This is a genomic window from Flavobacterium sp. LM4, from assembly GCF_002017935.1.
GTDB classification, from domain to species: domain Bacteria; phylum Bacteroidota; class Bacteroidia; order Flavobacteriales; family Flavobacteriaceae; genus Flavobacterium; species Flavobacterium chungangense.
Genome location: NZ_MUFW01000001.1, coordinates 1,699,586 through 1,718,864, shown reverse-complemented (window position 1 = coordinate 1,718,864; position 19,279 = coordinate 1,699,586). Strand labels below are relative to the sequence as shown.

At 34.2% G+C, this 19,279-nt stretch carries 14 protein-coding genes; 6 read left to right on the top strand and 8 right to left on the bottom strand.

Annotated features, from left to right (window positions below; all coding sequences use genetic code 11):
• Positions 1 to 3: 3 nt before the first annotated feature.
• From BXU10_RS07730 to BXU10_RS07715, 4 genes are all read right to left on the bottom strand, one after another.
• Positions 4 to 1,551 carry an alpha-N-arabinofuranosidase gene (locus BXU10_RS07730; RefSeq protein WP_078226851.1) on the bottom strand — a complete coding sequence of 516 codons (1,548 nt, stop codon included), beginning with the start codon at positions 1,549 to 1,551 and terminating at the stop codon, positions 4 to 6.
• 61 nt (positions 1,552 to 1,612) lie between these two features.
• On the bottom strand, positions 1,613 to 2,614 hold the full coding sequence (locus tag BXU10_RS07725) for an arabinan endo-1,5-alpha-L-arabinosidase (protein ID WP_078226850.1): 1,002 nt from the start codon (positions 2,612 to 2,614) through the stop codon (positions 1,613 to 1,615).
• A gap of 127 nt (positions 2,615 to 2,741) precedes the next feature.
• Positions 2,742 to 4,304 carry a RagB/SusD family nutrient uptake outer membrane protein gene (locus BXU10_RS07720; RefSeq protein WP_078226849.1) on the bottom strand — a complete coding sequence of 521 codons (1,563 nt, stop codon included), beginning with the start codon at positions 4,302 to 4,304 and terminating at the stop codon, positions 2,742 to 2,744.
• 28 nt (positions 4,305 to 4,332) lie between these two features.
• The gene (locus BXU10_RS07715; RefSeq protein ID WP_078226848.1) at positions 4,333 to 7,401 is read right to left on the bottom strand and encodes a TonB-dependent receptor; all 3,069 of its coding nucleotides are present in this window, start codon (positions 7,399 to 7,401) and stop codon (positions 4,333 to 4,335) included.
• A 551-nt stretch (positions 7,402 to 7,952) separates the two neighbouring features.
• On the opposite strand from BXU10_RS07715, the gene BXU10_RS07710 reads away from it, so the two are divergent.
• Positions 7,953 to 8,642 carry an NUDIX domain-containing protein gene (locus BXU10_RS07710; RefSeq protein WP_031453963.1) on the top strand — a complete coding sequence of 230 codons (690 nt, stop codon included), beginning with the start codon at positions 7,953 to 7,955 and terminating at the stop codon, positions 8,640 to 8,642.
• A 125-nt stretch (positions 8,643 to 8,767) separates the two neighbouring features.
• Here the strand turns inward: BXU10_RS07710 and fsa are convergent, their stop codons facing one another.
• Complete coding sequence (gene fsa / locus BXU10_RS07705; protein WP_031453962.1) at positions 8,768 to 9,424, bottom strand: fructose-6-phosphate aldolase; 657 nt, start codon at positions 9,422 to 9,424, stop codon at positions 8,768 to 8,770.
• 23 nt (positions 9,425 to 9,447) lie between these two features.
• Positions 9,448 to 11,490, bottom strand: a complete 2,043-nt coding sequence (locus tag BXU10_RS07700) for a transketolase (RefSeq protein WP_078226847.1) — start codon at positions 11,488 to 11,490, stop codon at positions 9,448 to 9,450.
• 386 nt (positions 11,491 to 11,876) lie between these two features.
• Here BXU10_RS07700 and BXU10_RS07695 point away from each other — a divergent pair, with 386 nt between their 5' ends.
• A complete protein-coding gene (locus tag BXU10_RS07695) occupies positions 11,877 to 12,317 on the top strand; it encodes a hypothetical protein (RefSeq protein WP_078226846.1) in 441 nt (146 codons plus the stop codon).
• Between the two features lie 11 nt (positions 12,318 to 12,328).
• Here BXU10_RS07695 and BXU10_RS07690 read toward each other — a convergent pair whose 3' ends face one another.
• Positions 12,329 to 13,471, bottom strand: a complete 1,143-nt coding sequence (locus BXU10_RS07690) for a geranylgeranyl reductase family protein (protein ID WP_078226845.1) — start codon at positions 13,469 to 13,471, stop codon at positions 12,329 to 12,331.
• 182 nt (positions 13,472 to 13,653) lie between these two features.
• Positions 13,654 to 14,652 carry a GntR family transcriptional regulator gene (locus tag BXU10_RS07685; protein WP_078226844.1) on the bottom strand — a complete coding sequence of 333 codons (999 nt, stop codon included), beginning with the start codon at positions 14,650 to 14,652 and terminating at the stop codon, positions 13,654 to 13,656.
• A gap of 102 nt (positions 14,653 to 14,754) precedes the next feature.
• On the opposite strand from BXU10_RS07685, the gene BXU10_RS07680 reads away from it, so the two are divergent.
• From BXU10_RS07680 to galE, 4 genes are read left to right on the top strand one after another with little or no spacing between them, the layout of a single operon-like run.
• Positions 14,755 to 15,801: an aldose epimerase family protein gene (locus BXU10_RS07680; RefSeq protein WP_078226843.1), complete on the top strand. Its 1,047-nt coding sequence runs from the start codon at positions 14,755 to 14,757 to the stop codon at positions 15,799 to 15,801.
• 36 nt (positions 15,802 to 15,837) lie between these two features.
• On the top strand, positions 15,838 to 17,007 hold the full coding sequence (galK, locus tag BXU10_RS07675; protein WP_078226842.1) for a galactokinase: 1,170 nt from the start codon (positions 15,838 to 15,840) through the stop codon (positions 17,005 to 17,007).
• 2 nt (positions 17,008 to 17,009) lie between these two features.
• On the top strand, positions 17,010 to 18,059 hold the full coding sequence (locus tag BXU10_RS07670) for a UDP-glucose--hexose-1-phosphate uridylyltransferase (RefSeq protein ID WP_078226841.1): 1,050 nt from the start codon (positions 17,010 to 17,012) through the stop codon (positions 18,057 to 18,059).
• A 1-nt stretch (position 18,060) separates the two neighbouring features.
• Positions 18,061 to 19,074, top strand: a complete 1,014-nt coding sequence (galE, locus tag BXU10_RS07665) for a UDP-glucose 4-epimerase GalE (RefSeq protein ID WP_078226840.1) — start codon at positions 18,061 to 18,063, stop codon at positions 19,072 to 19,074.
• Positions 19,075 to 19,279: the final 205 nt, after the last annotated feature.

Here is a 19,279-nt window from a genome sequence, read left to right as displayed (position 1 = left end):
TTTTTATTTTCCTTCTAAAACAACTACTGAGAAAGGAGGAATAATGATTTCTAATTTTCCTTTTTTATTTTCGAAACCTTTAAAAACTGTTGGTACAATTTTATTAGGTGTATCGAATGAATTGTAATCTTGTAATTTTGCTGATGTTATTATTGTTCCAGTGAAGTTTTTTACGCCAAGGTCTTTAACATCAATCTCAATTTTGTTTTTATTTTTGGCATCCACATTTACTAAAGAAATATGAATTGCCCCATTTTTATCTTTTGAAGCCGAAGCCGATACTGCAGGAAGTGTTTCTCCATTCACCGTATATAATGGCGACTGAAAACTTACAGGTAATAGTTTTGCATCCTGATGAACAGCGTATATTTTCATTACATGATAAGTAGGTGTAGTAATCATTTTTGCTTTGTCAGTTAAGATTACAGCCTGCAAAACATTTACACATTGCGCTAAGTTTGCCATTTTAACTCTGTCAGCATGGTTGTTGAAAATATTCAATGTTGAACCAGCTAAAACTGCGTCACGCATTGTATTTTGCTGATATAAAAATCCCGGATTTGTACCTTTTTCTACTTCATACCAACCTCCCCATTCGTCAACCAGCATGGCTACTTTTTTCTCAGGATCGTATTTATCCATTATAGCACCGTGTTTGGTAACCAATTCTTCCATTTTTAGAGCAGATTGCATGGTTTTGAAATATTGTTCTTCTGTAAAATCAACTCCGTCTCCTTTTTTATTCCAGTTGATTACAGCGTAATGATGTACACCAACTCCTCCTAACATATTAAGTGGAATGTTTTTCATTAAAACTTCTGTCCAGTTATAATCGGCACTGTTTGATCCTGATGCAATACGGGTAATGCCTCCGGTATTTTCCCAATCCGACATGAAAGTGGCAAATTTTCTATATTCTCCTGCATAATATTCCGCAGTCATATTTCCTCCGCAGCCCCATGCTTCATTACCTATTCCCCAGAATTTAACTTTCCATGGTTCTGTTCTGCCATTCTTTTTACGCAAATCACTCATCGGACTTTTACCGCTAAAATTGGTATACTGAACCCAGTCAGCCAATTCCTGAACGGTTCCGCTTCCAACATTTCCTGATAAATAGGGCTCTGTTCCTAAAAGCTCACACATATTTAAGAAATCATGTGTCCCAAAACTGTTGTCTTCCGTTACTCCACCCCACCATTTGTTTACAATAGTTGGTCTTTGTTCCTGAGGTCCAATTCCGTCTTTCCAGTGGTAAGTATCGGCAAAACAACCGCCAGGCCATCTTAAATTTGGAATTTTCAAATCTTTTAAAGCCGCAATAATATCATTTCGAACTCCTTTGGTATTTGGTATTTTTGAAGTATCCCCTACAAAAAAACCTCCGTAAATGCAGCGCCCTAAATGTTCTGCAAAATGCCCGTAGATATTTTTGTTGATAGTTGGAGCCTTGTCATCATTTTTTAATGTGACAATCGTAGTTTCTTTTTGTGCGAAAGTAATTTGATTACAAAATGTAAATACAAATAGAATTAAAAATGTTTTTTTCATGTTATGGTATAGATAGTTATAAAGAGGGAAATTAATCAATTTTCCTCTTTATATTAATTTTTTAATACGAAAGCGTTGGCCATCCTCCTGACCATGTAAAGTATACAATTTCCATTTTTGGATTTCCATTGTCTGCTTTATTGTAATAATGAACAGCCCCTTTTTGGGTTCCGGTAATTCTGGATAAATGACCTGGTCCGATGTAATCGCCCTGAGAAGCCAGAACTGTTGTTCCCCCTCCGCTTTTTAGGGATACCCCATTTTTGTCAACAAAAGTTCCAAACGGACTTGTTGAACGGCCTACAACAATATAATAGGTACTGTTTACACCATTGCAGCAAGTACCTCGGTTTACAAACATATAGTAATAGCTGCCTTCTTTAATTAAACAAGGTGCTTCCCATGAAGCATTGTTTCCTCCTGCTACAACTGTTCTTGTTCCTGTTGGTTTTCCTGTGGAAGGATTAATCTGAACTACCCCAATTCCGGCATGCCAGGAACCATAGGCCATATAAACATTACTGCCATCAACTAAAATAGAAGCATCAATTGCATTCACATCTGATGAAGAATTAGAAGAAACCACAACGCCTCTATCTGTCCAGGTTGTCCCTGCACTTTGTGAAATTGAAGGAGCAGTTACTAACCCAATAGCAGAAGTAGCCGATCCGAAAGTAGAACAAGAGTAATACATGTTCCATCTGTTATTGAACCAGGCAACATCCGGTGCCCAAAATGTTTTGGTAAAACCAGGTACATACCCTGTTATCCAGCTTGGAGTAGATGTAAATACAGAGGTTCCCCATGTCCAGTTTGCCAAATCTCTTGAATATGTCATCGGAATATTATCTCCTGTCGTAAAAACATAATAATTGACCCCGCTTTTTACTATTGTGCTTGGGTCGTGTGAAGGAACATTTCCTACTACTGTTTTTGCTGTTAAATTTGTAATCTGAGAATCCTGAGTCACAGAAGCTGCTTCTTCGTTTGGAGAAACAACGTCTTCATTTTGACAACTTCCTAATAATATTGCTAATAAAACCAAACTTATAATTGTTTTCATTGTGATAATAATTTAGTTACTGTATGAATTTAACTTCTCTGTATTCTATGTCTTTAAAAAACATAATATCACATAGCAGTTTAAGCTGCCATATGATACTATGAAATCTCACTAATTCAATAAATATTTAATAACCATCATTTTGGATAGTCCCTGGATTGTAATCTTTTTCTTTTTGTGGTATCGGAAAATATTCTCTTCCTTTTACATAAGAATTGAATTCGTCATCTCTGGATTTTAACCATGCTAATTTTGTAAGGTCTTCTAACCATCCCCAGCGACGAATATCATCAAATCTGTGTCCTTCAAGAGCAAATTCCAAGAAACGCTCATGAGCTATCTGTTCTCTCATCGTTGTCTGTGTCAATCCTGGTTTTGCAGTTGCTAAATTTGGCAAATTAACGCGATCTCTTACTTTTTGAATATAAGTATAGGCTCCAGGTGTATCACCTGTTTCGTTTAAACATTCTGCATACATAAGTAAAATATCTGCATAGCGTAATATTCTTTCATTAATTCCTGATTTCCAGCCAAACTCATCTGTTTTTGTATCGGAGTTTTCATATTTATTACAAAAAAGATCATTTAAATCTCCTGGGCTACTTGCATAATGAGTAGCGAAATCAACACCGTACAATGTAACGCCACCCGGTTTATTATACATTATTGTGGCAATCAGGCGGGGATCTACTTCATTGGTAACTGTTTTTTCAATTTGAAAATCATTGAATAATGTTCGGGTAGGCTGAACATCTCTCCAGCCAAAACCTCTCGCACCATAAGTAACAGCTCTTGCGCTTGCAAGATTCCATGTAGGACCAGGTATACCTCCGTGAGGAAAAATATTTGTCCCTCCTAAAGAAGAATCAAATTGAACCTCAAATAACGATTCAGAATTGTTTTCGTTAGCCTCGGTAAAATTATCACGATAGTTTGCTACTAAAGAATATACACCTAAATCTATTACCTGCTTAAAAGTTGTTTTAGCATTTTCAAAATCTTTAGTAAATAAATACGCTTTTCCTAAATATCCTAAAGCAGCACCTTTTGTTGCACGGCCTTTAAATCCTGCATCCAATCCTGTTACATTGTTGTATGAAGTCGGCAATAAATCAGTAGCCATTTTAAAATCGGCAATTACTTGTGCCCAGCCTTCGGCTTGTGTTTTTTGAGGATAAAAAGCGGCCGGTTCTGTTGGAACAGGTACATTTTTAAACATATTTACTGCATGAAACAAATATAATCCTCTCAAAAAATAAGCTTGTCCCAGTATTCTTTTTTTAAGTTCAGCATCTTCCATTGCAATTCCAGGCACTTTTGAGAGCACTTGATTTGCACGATTAATACCTATATAATAAGTTTCATAAGCCCATCCATAAATGTCAAAATTATAAACATCACTATTAAAACGTCCTACATTTAGCATTGCCCCCCAAGGACTTTCACTTCGTGAATCATCTGCTTTAAGATCTAAACATAATGGAGTACTTCGCTGATACGCACCATCTGTAACTAAAGCTGCATAAGTTGCATTTAAACCTTGCATTGCATCGGCATCTGTTTTCCAAAATGAACCTGTTGTTTCTAAATTAGGATCTGCCTGAACTAAATCTTCGTCGTTTACACAACTCGTTGCCAACACAAAAAGTGAAAGTGACAATGTAGCGTAACTTAATATTTTATATTTCATCTTGTTATATTTTTGTTTATTAACTAAATTAAAATTCAATCTCTACACCCATCGAAATTGTTCTTGGGTTTGGAAATGACCCTCCTTCGTAGGCTCTGGAAAATAATCCGTCACTAATGAAATCCGGATCATAACCTCTGTATTTTGTCAGAGTTAATAAATTTTGACCACTAAGATAAACTCTGGCTTTGTTAATAAATTTAGTATTTGCTAAAGAAATGTTATATCCTATTTGAGAATTTTGCAGTTTTATGTAATCACCGCTTTCGATAAATCGGTTAGAATCTCTACCGTTAGAATTAGGATCACCAATAATAGGTCTTGGTACATTTGTATCTGTGTTTGTTGGTGTCCAAAAATTTAACATATCGGTATGGGCATTAGAATATTGTCCAGCCATTAAGTCACGGTATGTTGAATTAAATATTTTATTTCCAGCGTTACCTTGCCAAAACATAGAAAAATCGAAATTTTTGTAAGAGCAGCTAAAATTTAAACCATAAGTATATTTTGGAATAGCAGATCCCTGAAAAGTTCTGTCTTCATTCGTAATTAAGTTGTTTCCATCTACATCTCTAAATTTAATATCGCCGGCTTTTGCATTATTTTGCGTTGGAGAAGATGCAACTTCTGCATCACTCTGAAAAATACCAATAGCTTCAAAAGCATATAATTCTCCTATTGATCTTCCTACTACTGTCTTTGAAGCGGCGCCATAAATTGGATCATTGTTTTTGTTTAGTTCCAGTACTTCATTTTTAAGTGTAGAAAAATTTGCTCCAACACTATACTTGAAAACATTATCATTATTAGCATACGATAAAGAGAACTCCAGTCCTGAATTTTTTACTTTCGCAACGTTTGTTGTAATAGATGCAGGGAAAGTTCCTGAAGATAAAGGCGTTGGTCCTTCTGCTAAAAGATCAGATGTTATTTTTTCATAAAATTCTCCTGTGAATTGTAATTTGTTTTGAAACAGTCCTAATTCTAAAGCCACAGAGCTGGATTTTGATGTTTCCCATTTAATATTTGGATCCTTTGCCGAAACAACAGTTGTTCCTGGTACCATTGTAGAAACACCTGCACTGGTAGTAAAAGAATAAGGGACAAAAGGATTAACCGTTTCAGCATAACTATATGGTCCAAGGGTATTATTACCTAAAATACCATAACCTCCTCTTAATTTAACTAAATTTACCCAAATAGGAAGTTTTATAAATTTCTCACTGCTTAACTTCCAACCAGCAGAAAAAGAATATGCATTTGCTGTATTATTTTTTTCAGCAAAGAGAGAAGATTTATCCTGTCTGAAATTACCCTGAATAAAATAACGATCATCATAACTGTAGTTTACTCTGCTTATGTACGATTTTGCTGTTATTTTAGATTCATATTCACGAGTCGTTACCTCATCTGCATTTTCTAAATGTACAATCTCTCCTGTTGCAAATCCTAAACCACTTGAGATATGATTGTAATGGTTAAAATTTTCCTGTGTTATACCTGCTAAAAGCTCAATCTTATGTTTATCTATGTTTAAATCATATGTAAGTGTATTATCCAAAAATGTTCTGGTTTCGCTACCGTTACTGGCATCAAGTATTGCTTTTTCTTCATTTACAACAAAATACCAGCCTAAATCACTTGGGGGATTAAAATATCTGTTTTTGAAGTCTAATCGGTCTGCACTTACATTTACTTTATATTTTAAACCTTTAAGAATTTCTAATTGTGCCCAAATATTTCCCACAAAACGATTTCTTCTGGTTTCGTTTTGCAGCAGATTATTAAATCCTATTACGTTTAAAGAAATTGCCCTCTGCGTGTTTGAGTCTGCACCTCCGTAACCTCCAAGTCTATTTTCATCATATACTGGTATAGTTGGTATTGCTGTTACCAATCCGGATACTGCTGTACCAAAATAAGTGTTGAAGTTTTCTTTATCAGACTGTGTATAACTAACTTTTGTACCATATTTAAACTTTCCTTTTGTACCGCTTAAATTCAAATTATAAGCATATCTTTCGTATTGCTGAGGAGATTTAAGATAACTGTCGTTTTTAAAATAATCCAAATTCAGATTATATGAAAGTGACTCTGCTCCACCCGAAACTGCAACTGAATGATTTTGAATTACACCTGTATCAAAAGCCTCATCCTGCCAGTTAGTATCTACATTATTTATATAATATGGACTAGTTGGATCATTACCAGGTGCAATATTTATTGCCACCCCATTTTGAAGATCTCTGTTTTTTTCTGCTTCATTTGCAATAGTCTGATATCCAACTCTATCTGTTAACGACCATCTTTTAGTTATATCCTGTATGCTAAGGATAGATTTGTATTTGATGCTCATTGCTCCTGATTTTCCTTTTTTGGTAGTAATAATAACTACACCATTTGCACCTCGAACTCCATAAATTGCAGCTGTTGAGGCATCTTTAAGCACTTGCATAGACTCTATATCACCTGTCGCAAAATCATAAGGACTATCAACAATAACTCCATCAATAACCCAAAGAGGATTGTTATTAGTAAATGAACCAATTCCTCTAATTTTTATATTTACAAAACTACCAGGTTCTCCAGAAGACTGCACTGTAACACCCGCAACCTGACCTTGCAAAACTTTTGCAACATCATATGCTATTACCTTTTTAGCGCTTTCCATATTTACCACACCAACGGCTCCTGTAATGTCTCCTTTCTTTTGAGTACCATATCCTACTACAACTACTTCATTTAACTTATTGGTATCTTCACCTAATACAATATTTACTTTTGATTGACTACCTACTGTTACTTGTTGGTTTTCAAATCCAATAAATGAAAAAACCAACACATCAGTTGGCAATGCTTTAATAGAGTACTGCCCATCAAATCCGGTTGTGGTTGATGTTTGAGTTCCTTTTATCATAATGTTCACTCCCGGCAAAGGCAATTTGTCTTGTCCTGAAGTAACAATCCCGCTAATCTCTTTGCCCTGAGCCGACATAAGATTAACAGAAAATACTAGCATAAATAATGCTACGAGCCATTCTCTTTTTGGCAATAAAAAATTGCAATAAAGAAACATTTTTTTGTTTGTTATCATACTGGTGTTTTTAAGTTAGTTAGTGTATAATTATAAGTGTTAATTTTACATTTGTAAATTTAAATAAAAAAAAAGTGCAAAAACAAATTAATGTAATAAAAAAAGTGAATAAAAAAAACACATATTGCAATTTAAGTGTTAAATCAACATTTAAAATTTGATGGTCTTTTAAAAAAAATGCCTTTTAATCATTTTATTTGTGTAAAAACTACACTTTTTATCAAAAAGCAAACATTTAATCAAAAAAACAGATGTTAAGAAAAAGTTATAAATAATGTGTTTTGAAAGAACAAAAATTAATTAAGCATATATATTTGTAATAAAAAACTTAACTATTAGCATTAATTTTTACTTAAAATGTGTTTTATAAGGAATAAAACAATCTCTTTTTAGTACAAAATAGATTTAATTGTACTTTTACACATTTTTAATCTGAATTAAACATAAAATTTCAAGAAATTTTCTAAATAACTTTATTAAGTGTGAAATCGACATTAATAAATTATGAAACATATTGAGAAGTTTATATATTTACCGATAAAATATAAAATATGCTAAACAGTTATAGCTCTGCGGATAAGGTTTTATTAGCAGTAGATTGCATCATTTTTGGATTTGACCACCAGGGTTTAAAAATACTTTTGATTAAAAGAGACTTTGAACCTGAAAAAGGGAAGTGGTCCTTGATGGGAGGATTTTTAAAACGTGATGAGATATTAGACAATGCAGCCATTAGAATTCTGAATACCTATACCGGACTACACGATATTTATATGGAACAGTTGCACGCGTATAGTGAAATAGATCGTGACCCTGTAGACAGAACTATTTCTGTTTCCTATTATGCCCTGATTAATATTGAAAACCATAATGAGGAATTGATTAAAAATTATCATGCAGAATGGTTTAGCATAGCTGATGCGCCAAATCTTATTTTTGACCACAATGAAATGGTACAACACGCCATTAGAAGATTACGTTACAGAACTTCAATAAAACCAATTGGCTTTGAATTATTACCGGAAAAATTCACCATGCGACAATTATTAGAATTATACGAAGCAATTTTGAGCAAAGAACTCGACAAACGGAACTTTATCAGTAAAATCAATTCTTTGGAAATTTTAAATAAACTGGATGAAAAAGACATGCAGTCTTCCAGAAAAGGATCTTATTTGTATACTTTCAATAAAGAAAAATATGAAGAAAAATTACTTAACGATTTTGTCTTAAATTTATAAAAACGAAACACAAATTTTACATAAACCGCAAGTATCAAAAAAATAAAACCCTGAAAGCCCACAAACTTTCAGGGTTTTGCATTAAATAAAACTACTATTAAAACTAAACTAATTATTCTCTTTTTTTAACTATTACCTTTTTGATAATCTGCCAGAAATGTAGCTAAACCAATATCGGTTAAAGGATGTTTCAATAAACCTTCGATTGCACTCAAAGGACCTGTGATAACATCTGATCCTATTTTTGCACAATTAATAATGTGCATTACATTTCGAACAGAAGCTGCCAGTATCTGGGTCTCAAATCCAAAATTGTCATAAATCAGCCTGATTTCTTCGATCAGATTCATACCGTCTGTTGAAACATCGTCCAGCCTTCCAATAAACGGAGAAACATAAGTTGCACCGGCCTTTGCTGCCAGCAATGCCTGTCCTGATGAAAACACAAGAGTACAATTGGTTCTGATTCCTTTATTCGAAAAATATTTAATGGCTTTTACACCATCTTTTATCATTGGGATTTTTACCACGATTTGCGGGTGTAATGCTGCCAGTTTTTCTCCCTCGGCAATCATTCCTTCAAAATCTGTTGAAATCACTTCAGCACTTACATCACCGTCAACCAATTCGCAGATTTTTATATAATGGTCCAGAATATTCTGAGCTCCGGTGATTCCTTCTTTTGCCATCAATGACGGATTCGTAGTAACACCATCCAAAACTCCTAAATCATTGGCTTCTTTAATATCTTTTAAGTTTGCTGTATCTATAAAAAATTTCATGTTTTCTTTTTGCTTTTAGTGAATTAAAAATTGTTTTCTTTTAAATATTTACTGATTTCCTCTGCTGCATTTTTACTGGTAAATCCAAATTTCTGATCTAAAACTGAAGCCGGAGCAGAATAGCCGAAATGATCCAGACCAAATACTCTTCCGTTGTTTCCAACCAGACTCTCCAGATTAACCGGAAGCCCTGCTGTAAGTCCGAAAACCAATCCGCTATTTGGAATCACGCTTTGCTGATATTCTTTTGATTGTGACCTGAATAATCCTTCAGAAATTATCGAGGCTACATTTATTTTTACCTGCATCGTGCTTTCCAGTTCAGCTGCCGCATCAATTAAAGTTGCCACTTCTGAGCCATTAGCAATTAAAGTGATATCCGGATTTTGAACTGATTTTACTAAATAACCTCCTTTTTTGGCTTCAGAAGCTTCTTCAAATCTTGAATTTCCATTAGTTGGAAGATCCTTAATGTCCTGTCTGGAAAGAATTAAACCGGTTGGTGTTTTCTTGTTTTCTAATGCCATTTGCCAGGCTACAGAAGTTTCAAGAGCATCAGCAGGACGCAAAGCCAGTAAACTTTGATGTCCTGAATGGTTTTTAATTTTTTCCAGTAATCGTATTTGTGCTTCCTGCTCGATTGGCTGATGCGTTGGCCCGTCCTCACCTACACGGAAAGAGTCATGCGTCCAGACATATTTTACCGCTAATTCCTGAATCGCTGCCAGACGAATTGCCGGTTTCATATAATCTGAAAACACAAAAAATGTAGCTACAACCGGAATTACTCCTCCGTGCAATGCGATTCCGTTGGCAATTGCAGCCATTGTTAATTCGGCAACACCAGCCTGTAAAAAGCCTCCGTGAAAATTATTCTTTTGCAAAACCGATGATTTTTTTAAGAAACCGTCTGTCTTGTCACTATTCGATAAATCTGCTGAAGACACAATCATATTCTCAACGTTTTCTGCCAGATAACCCAAAACTGCTGCAGAAGCATCACGCGTTGCTGCATTTGCTTTTTGGGTAATACTGCTAAAATCAAGATTTGGCAAATCTCCTGAGAAAAACTGTTGGATTTTTTGAGCCCGTTCAGGATTTTGATTCTCCCACGCTGCCATTTTTGATTTTCTTTCAGCTGATTCTGTAGTTTTACTTTTTAAAATAGCAGAATAATGTGCTGCAACTTCTTCATAAACCGCAAATGAATCTTCAATATTTGCACCTAAATTCTGTAGTGTTTTATTAAAATCAGCTTTTGTGGCGCCAATTGGTTTTCCGTGCAGTTCACATTGTCCTTCATACATTGATCCGTCTGCTGTCACACATCCTTTACCCATTATGGTTCTTCCTATAATCAGGGTTGGTTTTTCAGTTTCGTTAGTGGCATCTGTCAGGGCTTTACGAATCTGGTCATGATCATGTCCGTCAATCGTAGTTACCTTCCATCCCCATGATTCGTATTTCATGGCTGTATCTTCTGTCGTAACCTCATCGGTCATTGACGAAAGCTGTACGTCATTAGAGTCATAAAACATAATAAAATTGTTCAATCCCAAATGTCCTGCAATACGTCCTGCTCCTTGCGAAATTTCTTCCTGAACACCTCCGTCAGTGATGAATCCGTATATTTTATGATCGAATAAATTATCAAATCGTGCTGATAAAAATTTGGCTGCAATGGCTGCCCCTATTCCCATTACATGTCCCTGTCCTAAAGGTCCCGAAGTATTTTCAATTCCACGTTTCACATCAATTTCAGGATGTCCGGGCGTAACAGATCCCCATTGTCTGAAATTTTCTAAATCTGTTTTTTCATAATTCCCCAGCAAATGGTACTGTGCATACATCAAAGCCGAAAGATGTCCTGCATCCATAAAAAATCGGTCCCTGAAAATCCATTGCATATCTAATGGATCGTATTTTAAATATTCAGTATATAAAATGTGAAGAAAATCTGCACCTCCCATAGCTCCTCCGGGATGGCCTGAATTTGCTTTTTCTACCATTGAGATCGCTAAAGCACGTATATTATCTGCCGATAACTGGTCTATTTTGTTGTTCATTCTTGGTTATTTTTGTAAAGTTTTTGTGGTTTTTTCAATAGAGTTTTCGACTTGCAAATACCGGATTTGAAATCAAAATAATTTCAAAAATAATTGGGCAGAAACAAATCAAATAATAAGTGTGAAATTTACATTTACAAATGTATGTAAAATAATTTCACAAAAACAAAAAATATTTTGTTTATTTTTTTTACTAAATTTTTGAGGATTTATTAAGTACTGAAGAAATAAGCTGTCTTTTAAACAAAAAAATAATTTAAATACTTTACGTCAGTATTTGATTTAATGAAACTTGCTGAATATAATCTATATCTTGAAAAACATTACATTTGACTTTTATCAATCTTAATTTGTGTGAGCAATTTAATAAAGTACAACTAACAAAAATGAAAAATATATTTATACAATTATGTATTGTGTTTTTCTTTTCTTCATACATATCAGCACAAGAAATTAATAAAAATGAATACTCAAATAAGATTTTGGGTGAATGGATTCAATTAAATTTCGACGCTGAATCGGGAGATTATAGCAAATCACAAATATTATATAATTTTAAAACCAATAATACTTTAGAAATAATTGACAATAATATTTTGAAAGGAAATTATAATTACGAAATAATATTGACCAATAATTACCAAAATATTTTTGTTTCTACCACGAACGACAAGCAACTTGATGTCTTAAAGATTGTTGATAAAGAAGATAGCGATTATGTCGATGTTTATTCCATAAAAATATTATACAATGATGCGATTAAATTGATTATTGGAATGGAATTTCCAGGAGCCACATATAATCATATGACTTTGGAGAAAAAATAAAAAATATTAAATTAAAAAATAGCCCCTTTAATTTTTTCCCGAATAGTCTTTTTATAATCTTTAGGGTAGGTTCTGGCTCCCATAAAAATATCGGTCATGGCATTGGATAGAACAGCACCATAATTTTTGGCAACGAAATTGCGCAATCTTTTTTTGCCATAGAAAATTTTGGCCAAAGTGACTCCGGCTTTTATTTCGGGTAAAATACCATTTTTTAATTTTTCGTGATACAGTTCTGATGACTTTACAGGATCAAGTTTACCTTCTATAATGGATTGTGCTGCTAAAACTCCGCTTAATATGGCGTTTGAAATTCCTTCGGCAAGTACAGGGTCTGCAAATCCTGCTGAGTCGCCAATTAAAAAAACATTTTTACGAACAAAAGTATCTGTTCGTGGAGAAACCGGAATGACAAATCCGTGGGCGTCTTCTTTCACAATTTCTGTAATTCCTAATGTTTTTAAATAGTCTGCATAATATTTTTTCAAATCAATCTTCTGGTTCGCTTTTGTCAAAATACAAACCCCTACAGATAAATGATTTTTTTTCGGAAAACACCATCCATAACCATACGGGATAGCATCTATGTCAAAGCGGACGTTTTTTGATAATCTTTCAAAATCAGCCAAAGGAACTTCAATCTCATATTCTAAAGCCGGGATAACCGTCCGGGTTTCTTCCCATCCTGCCATTTTGGCTATCGGGCTTAATGCACCATCTCCGGCAATAATAAATTTTGCCTGTACATCACCTTCAGAAGTATGAATGGTTTGAATTTCACCGAAAGTAATAGCTCTAACTTTATGGTTTTGTAAAAGAGTAACACCATTTTCTTTTGATTTTTCGACTATCAGATTATCAAAAGCATCACGCATAATCATGCTAATTATGGGTCTGTCTCTTTTTGTTGTAAGCTTGATGTTTGTATTTGAAAAATAAGTATCGACTTCATGGAATTCTTTTTCAATGACAGATGAAATATCAAAAGGAATATTGTTTCTTCCTCTGTGAACTAAACCGCCACCGCATGTTTTATATCTTGGCAGCGTTTCTTTCTCAATTATGACAGTCGTAATTCCGCTTTTCGATAATTCAAAAGCAGCAGAAGCTCCGGCCGGACCACTTCCAATTATGGCTACATCAAATAATTTCATTGTTTTTTTTCCAAAACTAAAGCAATCATAGTAAAAAACAAAATTTGATTATTTTCTGAACTTAACTAAAGTCTTGTTTACGGTCTGTATTCAATAAAAAATATTAATTTTTAGTCTTTTTCCTAGCTATTATTGAGTACAATAATTTAAAAAATTCTATATATCCAAAATCGATTGAAAACTTAAAGTGAATTTCGCATAATTAGGGAAGACTTGTTTTCTATTTGTTCGTTTTTTCCTTTAAGAACCATATCTGCCAGTATTTTTCCCATGGCCTCAAAATGGGTAGAAATGGTGGTAATTCCGTTTGCAACGACTTTTTTCAAAGAAGTTTCATTATACGAAATAATTCCAAAATCAGTTCCTAATTTAAGGTTATGATTCCGTGCATTTTCAATTACCCCAACCAGGTCACGATCATTTGGAATCACATATAAATCTCCTATTGCGATTTCATGATCGGTAAACTGGGTAATAATTTCGTAATCAAAATGATGTTCTGTACAAAAATTTTCAAATCCGGTTTTCATTCCTAATGGCTCACGGAAACCAGGGAAAATTAAAATCAGTTTTTTGTATTTGCCCAGTCGTAATTTTCCTTTTAAAAGTCCTTCAAAAATATCTTTTTGATGATTTTGATAAATGGCAGGATACGATTTTAAATCCGGATTGGTCTGATCTAGGATAATCACTTCGTTTACTGGTAGGGTTTTTATGGTCTCAACTATCCCTGTCAGATTGGTGGGCATAATGATATATCTGGTATAATTGCCGTTTCCGTCATTTATTAATTTTTTGAAGACTGGAACATTGAAATGATGGAAAAAAATATCGACCTGAACGTTTTTTCCAATATTTTTTAAGAACGAATTATAGATGTCTTCTTTGAATATATTAAGCTCGTCAAAAAGTAGAAAAACCCTCTGTTTGATGCTGGTTTCAACACTTTTAACGTAATAGCCTTTGCCTGGAATTGCATAAATTATCCCTCTTTTTTTGAGTTCATCATATGCCTGCAGCACGGTATCCCGCGATAAAGAAAAAGCCAGGCAGACCTTGTTGACAGAAGGAAGCCTGTCCCCTTTTTTTAGCTTCTCTTCATCAATTGCTTTTTCAACTGAAAGAATTATCTGTTTATATTTTGGTAAACCCAGATTATTTTGAATCGAAATTATACTCATGAAAAATATTTTTTTTGCAATAATACAAAAAACTGGTAGGTACTGGTATACAAGAAGCTAAAATAAATATAATTTTGAATTTTCACTTTTGATAAAAATAACATGAAATTAAAACATATATCGCATTTCCATAATCACTCTAATTGCAAATTATTTGGTTTATCTTCCGATAACGAAGAAATTCATTGTTTTGAACTGACCAATAAAAACGGAATGAAAGTACAGCTTACCAACTATGGTGCAACTGTAACTTCACTAAAAGTCCCTGCATTAGATGGAAAACTGACAGATGTAGTTTTGGGTTTTGATAATGCTAATTCTTATATCGAATCGTATAATTTACCGAGTGCGCCCTATTTTGGCACAACAGTGGGACGTTATGCAGGGCGTATAAATAAAGGACGTTTTACTTTAAATGATAAAACATTTGAACTGGCGGGAAACAATAACGGAAACGCTCTACATGGAGGAAATACCGGTTTTGGTCAAAAAATATGGGATGTTAGGAATTTAACAGACCTGTCGATTACTTTTTATCTGATCAGCGAAAATTTAGAAGAAAATTATCCCGGAGAATTACAGGTTTTTCTAACCTATACTTTAACGGAAGAAAATGAGTTAAAACTTGAATATAAAGCAAGTTCTTCAGAAGACACCATTATAAATCTTACCCATCACAGTTATTTTAATCTGAATGGACATGATTCGGATGTACTGGATCAGGAAATGTTTATTGACGCAGATAAAATACTGGAAACAAACGAGGAGAATGTTCCAACCGGAAAATTCATTGTTCTTGACAGTCACAATTTCGATTTCAGAACTGCAAAAAACTGTCCGGCTTCTATTGACAATTCGTTTGTCATTAATTCAGATGTATCAATTGCTGCTCAGTTATTGAGTCCGAAAAATAATTTAAAGATGAGCGTTTATACGGATCAGCCCAGCGTTCATATTTATGTAGGCGGAAACTGTTTTGATATTTTAAAAGGAAAAGAAAACGTAAATTACACTCCGGTCAGCGGAATTTGTTTTGAAACCCAAAATTTCCCTGATGCACCAAATCATGATCATTTTCCTAATTCGGTTTTAAAAAAGGGAGATGAATACCAACAAACAACTATTTATAAATTTGAAAATATAAAATAGAAATTATACCAAAAACAACTCAGAAAATTAAAAATAATGAACGAGATTTTAATACAGAATACCACTGCTTTTTTTGAGAAATCATTCGGGTCAGCCCCTCAAAAAATTGTACTTTCTCCGGGGAGAATCAATATTATCGGCGAACATATCGATTATAATGACGGTTATGTTTTACCAGCAGCAATTGATAAAATTATCTGTTTTGCTTTTGAAAAAAGCAATTCCAAAACATCCAAAATTATCGCTATCGATCTTAATGAAGAATTTGAAGTTGATCTTACTCAGGAAATTCAATTGAGCGATGTGGTATGGACAAATTATATCCTTGGTGTTATCAAACAACTGCAGGATAATGGCTTCTCTTTCGATGGTTTCAATTGTGTTTTCAGCAGTAATATTCCGGTTGGTTCAGGATTATCCTCATCAGCTGCTTTGGAATGCGGAATGATTTTCGGAATCAAAGAATTATTCGGTTTTAAAATTGAGAAAGTAGATATTGCCTTATTAGGACAAAAAGCAGAGCACTGGGTAGGTATTAATTGCGGTATTATGGACCAGTTTTCAAGCGTTCACGGACTTGAAAATAAGGTAATCAAATTAGACTGCAACACGCTGGAATTTGAATATCACAATGCTGATTTCAAAGATTATTCACTGGTTTTGTTTGACAGTAATGTAAAACACTCTCTTTTTACATCTGAATACAACAACAGAAGACTGGAGTGCGAAGAAGGGCTTTCGATCATCAAAAATCATTTTCCGGAAATCAAAACTTTCAGGGATTGTACCGAGGAGCAGGTTTTAAGCCTTAAGGATAAAATGTCTGAAGTGGTTTTTAAAAGAGTCCATTTTGTAGTTAAAGAAATTCTGCGTGTTACTGAGGCTTGCGAGGCTTTGGATAACGGAAATATTGAACTTTTAGGACAATTGCTTTTTGATACCCATGACGGATTATCAAAGGATTATGAAGTAAGTTGTGCCGAACTGGATTTTATTGTAGAACAGGCCAAAAAAGAAGACGCAGTTGTTGGTTCCCGATTAATGGGAGGCGGTTTTGGAGGCTGTGCAATTACTTTAATCAAAAAAGGACATGAAAACAGAGTAAAAGAAGCTTTTACAAGCCTTTATTTTGATACATTTGGAATTGATTTAAAAATTTATGATGTGAAGGTCTCAAACGGAACATCACTTTATACCACAAATTAAGAATGAGAAATTTTGATATTAACGAAGATCCGCACAGACGTTACAATCCATTACTAAACGAATGGGTTTTGGTTTCACCTCATCGTGCAAAAAGACCATGGCAGGGTCAAAATGAAACTATTTCTACCGAAAAATTACCGGAATACGATCCAACCTGTTATTTATGTCCCGGAAATATTCGCGCCAATGGTGTGAATAATCCAAATTATGAAAGTTCGTTTGTTTTTGAAAATGATTTCGCAGCCATGAAGCAGGACGAAATCATGTTTGAAGACGACATCAGACAAACTTTTTTTAAAGCACAGCCGGAAAGAGGAATTTCAAGAGTAGTTTGTTTTTCACCAAGACACGACCTTACTTTACCTGAAATGGAAGTTCCCGGTATCGAAAATATTATCCGCACGTGGCAAAAAGAATATACTGATTTAGGCAATATTGACTATATCAACCACGTTCAGATTTTTGAAAATAAAGGAAGCGTTATGGGATGCAGCAACCCGCACCCACACGGACAAATCTGGGCTCAGTCGTCTTTGCCAACACAGGTTGAAAAAACACAGAATAATTTAAAAAGTTATTTTACTAAAAACAATAGCAACCTGTTACAGGATTATCTTCAGGCTGAATTAAAAAAAGAGGAACGCATCGTGATCGAAAATGATCATTTTGCAGCATTGGTTCCGTTTTGGGCAATCTGGCCATACGAAACGATGATTATCAGCAAAAGACATATTACCAAAATCACTGATTTTACAGCTGATGAAGTTACTGCTTATGCCACTATCCTAAAACAGCTTACGACAAAATACGATAATCTTTTCAGCACTTCATTCCCGTATTCTTCAGGAATTCATCAGGCTCCTACAGACGGCGGAAAACATGAAGAATGGCAATTTCACATGCATTTTTATCCGCCATTATTGCGTTCTGCGACTGTAAAAAAATTCATGGTAGGATATGAAATGTTAGGCGAATCTCAGCGAGATATCACTCCTGAAAAAAGTGCTGCCATTTTAAGAGAGCAATCAGATATACACTATAAAAACAAATAAGATGAAAATAGTTGTTACAGGAGGATTAGGTTTTATTGGTTCTCATACAGTTGTAGAATTACAAAACGAAAATTTCGAAGTAATTGTTATAGACAATCTTTCTAATTCTTCGATTGAAGTTTTAGATGGTATCGAAAGAATTACAGGAAAAAAACCACTTTTTGAACAAATTGATGTAAGAGATAAAGCAGCCGTTCAGGATTTCTTCAAAAAATATAATGATGTTTCAGACGTTATTCATTTTGCAGCTTCAAAAGCTGTTGGCGAAAGTGTTCAGAATCCATTGCTGTATTATGAAAACAATATCAATTCTCTGGTTTACATTCTGCAGGAATTAAACAAAAAACCCGAAGCAAACTTTATTTTCAGTTCTTCCTGTACCGTTTACGGTCAGGCCGAAAAGATGCCAATTGCAGAATCTACGGCAATCCAGCCGGCAATGTCTCCATACGGAAACACCAAACAAATTGGCGAAGAAATTATTACTGATGTCACTAAAGTAAGTAATCTGAATGCAATTTTATTGCGCTATTTTAATCCGGTTGGTGCACATGAATCAAACGAAATTGGTGAACTACCACTTGGCGTTCCGCAAAATTTAGTTCCGTTTATTACCCAAACCGGAGCTGGTTTACGAAAAGAATTATCAGTTTACGGAAACGATTATCCAACTGTAGACGGAACCTGTGTTCGTGATTATATTCATGTTGTCGATCTGGCAAAGGCGCACGTAATTGCAATGCAAAGATTGGTAAACAAAACGAATACCGATAAACTGGAGATTTTTAATTTAGGAACCGGAAAAGGCAGCTCTGTACTTGAGGTAATCCATGCATTCGAAAAAGCAAGCGGTCAAAAATTGCCTTATAAAATTGTAGACAGAAGAGAAGGCGATGTTACCGAGGCGTATGCCAATACCGACAAAGCCAATAATGTTCTGGGCTGGAAAACACAACTGAGTCTTGATGATGCCATAGCGAGCGCCTGGAAATGGGAACAAAAAATCAGACAATAAAAAGTTTAAATAAAAACTGATATTATATCTTTTTGTTATAAATGTAAAAAACACATTTATTTATGTTGCCCGTAACTATTTTTACTTTACTTTTGATTTTCGATTTTTATAAAAAAAGCACCAAATTAAAATACATATCGTATTTTTTTCGGATTAAAAGAATAAATTAATTAGTTTCGTAAGTATAATAAACTATTTTTGACAT

What these genes read in the sequence shown, in the direction of transcription:
- BXU10_RS07730 (WP_078226851.1), bottom strand. Translation starts at nt 1,551, where the DNA reads ATGAAAAAAACATTTTTAATTCTATTTGTATTTACATTTTGTAATCAA.
- BXU10_RS07725 (WP_078226850.1), bottom strand. Translation starts at nt 2,614, where the DNA reads ATGAAAACAATTATAAGTTTGGTTTTATTAGCAATATTATTAGGAAGT.
- BXU10_RS07720 (WP_078226849.1), bottom strand. Translation starts at nt 4,304, where the DNA reads ATGAAATATAAAATATTAAGTTACGCTACATTGTCACTTTCACTTTTT.
- BXU10_RS07715 (WP_078226848.1), bottom strand. Translation starts at nt 7,401, where the DNA reads ATGATAACAAACAAAAAAATGTTTCTTTATTGCAATTTTTTATTGCCA.
- BXU10_RS07710 (WP_031453963.1), top strand. Translation starts at nt 7,953, where the DNA reads ATGCTAAACAGTTATAGCTCTGCGGATAAGGTTTTATTAGCAGTAGAT.
- fsa (WP_031453962.1), bottom strand. Translation starts at nt 9,424, where the DNA reads ATGAAATTTTTTATAGATACAGCAAACTTAAAAGATATTAAAGAAGCC.
- BXU10_RS07700 (WP_078226847.1), bottom strand. Translation starts at nt 11,490, where the DNA reads ATGAACAACAAAATAGACCAGTTATCGGCAGATAATATACGTGCTTTA.
- BXU10_RS07695 (WP_078226846.1), top strand. Translation starts at nt 11,877, where the DNA reads ATGAAAAATATATTTATACAATTATGTATTGTGTTTTTCTTTTCTTCA.
- BXU10_RS07690 (WP_078226845.1), bottom strand. Translation starts at nt 13,471, where the DNA reads ATGAAATTATTTGATGTAGCCATAATTGGAAGTGGTCCGGCCGGAGCT.
- BXU10_RS07685 (WP_078226844.1), bottom strand. Translation starts at nt 14,652, where the DNA reads ATGAGTATAATTTCGATTCAAAATAATCTGGGTTTACCAAAATATAAA.
- BXU10_RS07680 (WP_078226843.1), top strand. Translation starts at nt 14,755, where the DNA reads ATGAAATTAAAACATATATCGCATTTCCATAATCACTCTAATTGCAAA.
- galK (WP_078226842.1), top strand. Translation starts at nt 15,838, where the DNA reads ATGAACGAGATTTTAATACAGAATACCACTGCTTTTTTTGAGAAATCA.
- BXU10_RS07670 (WP_078226841.1), top strand. Translation starts at nt 17,010, where the DNA reads ATGAGAAATTTTGATATTAACGAAGATCCGCACAGACGTTACAATCCA.
- galE (WP_078226840.1), top strand. Translation starts at nt 18,061, where the DNA reads ATGAAAATAGTTGTTACAGGAGGATTAGGTTTTATTGGTTCTCATACA.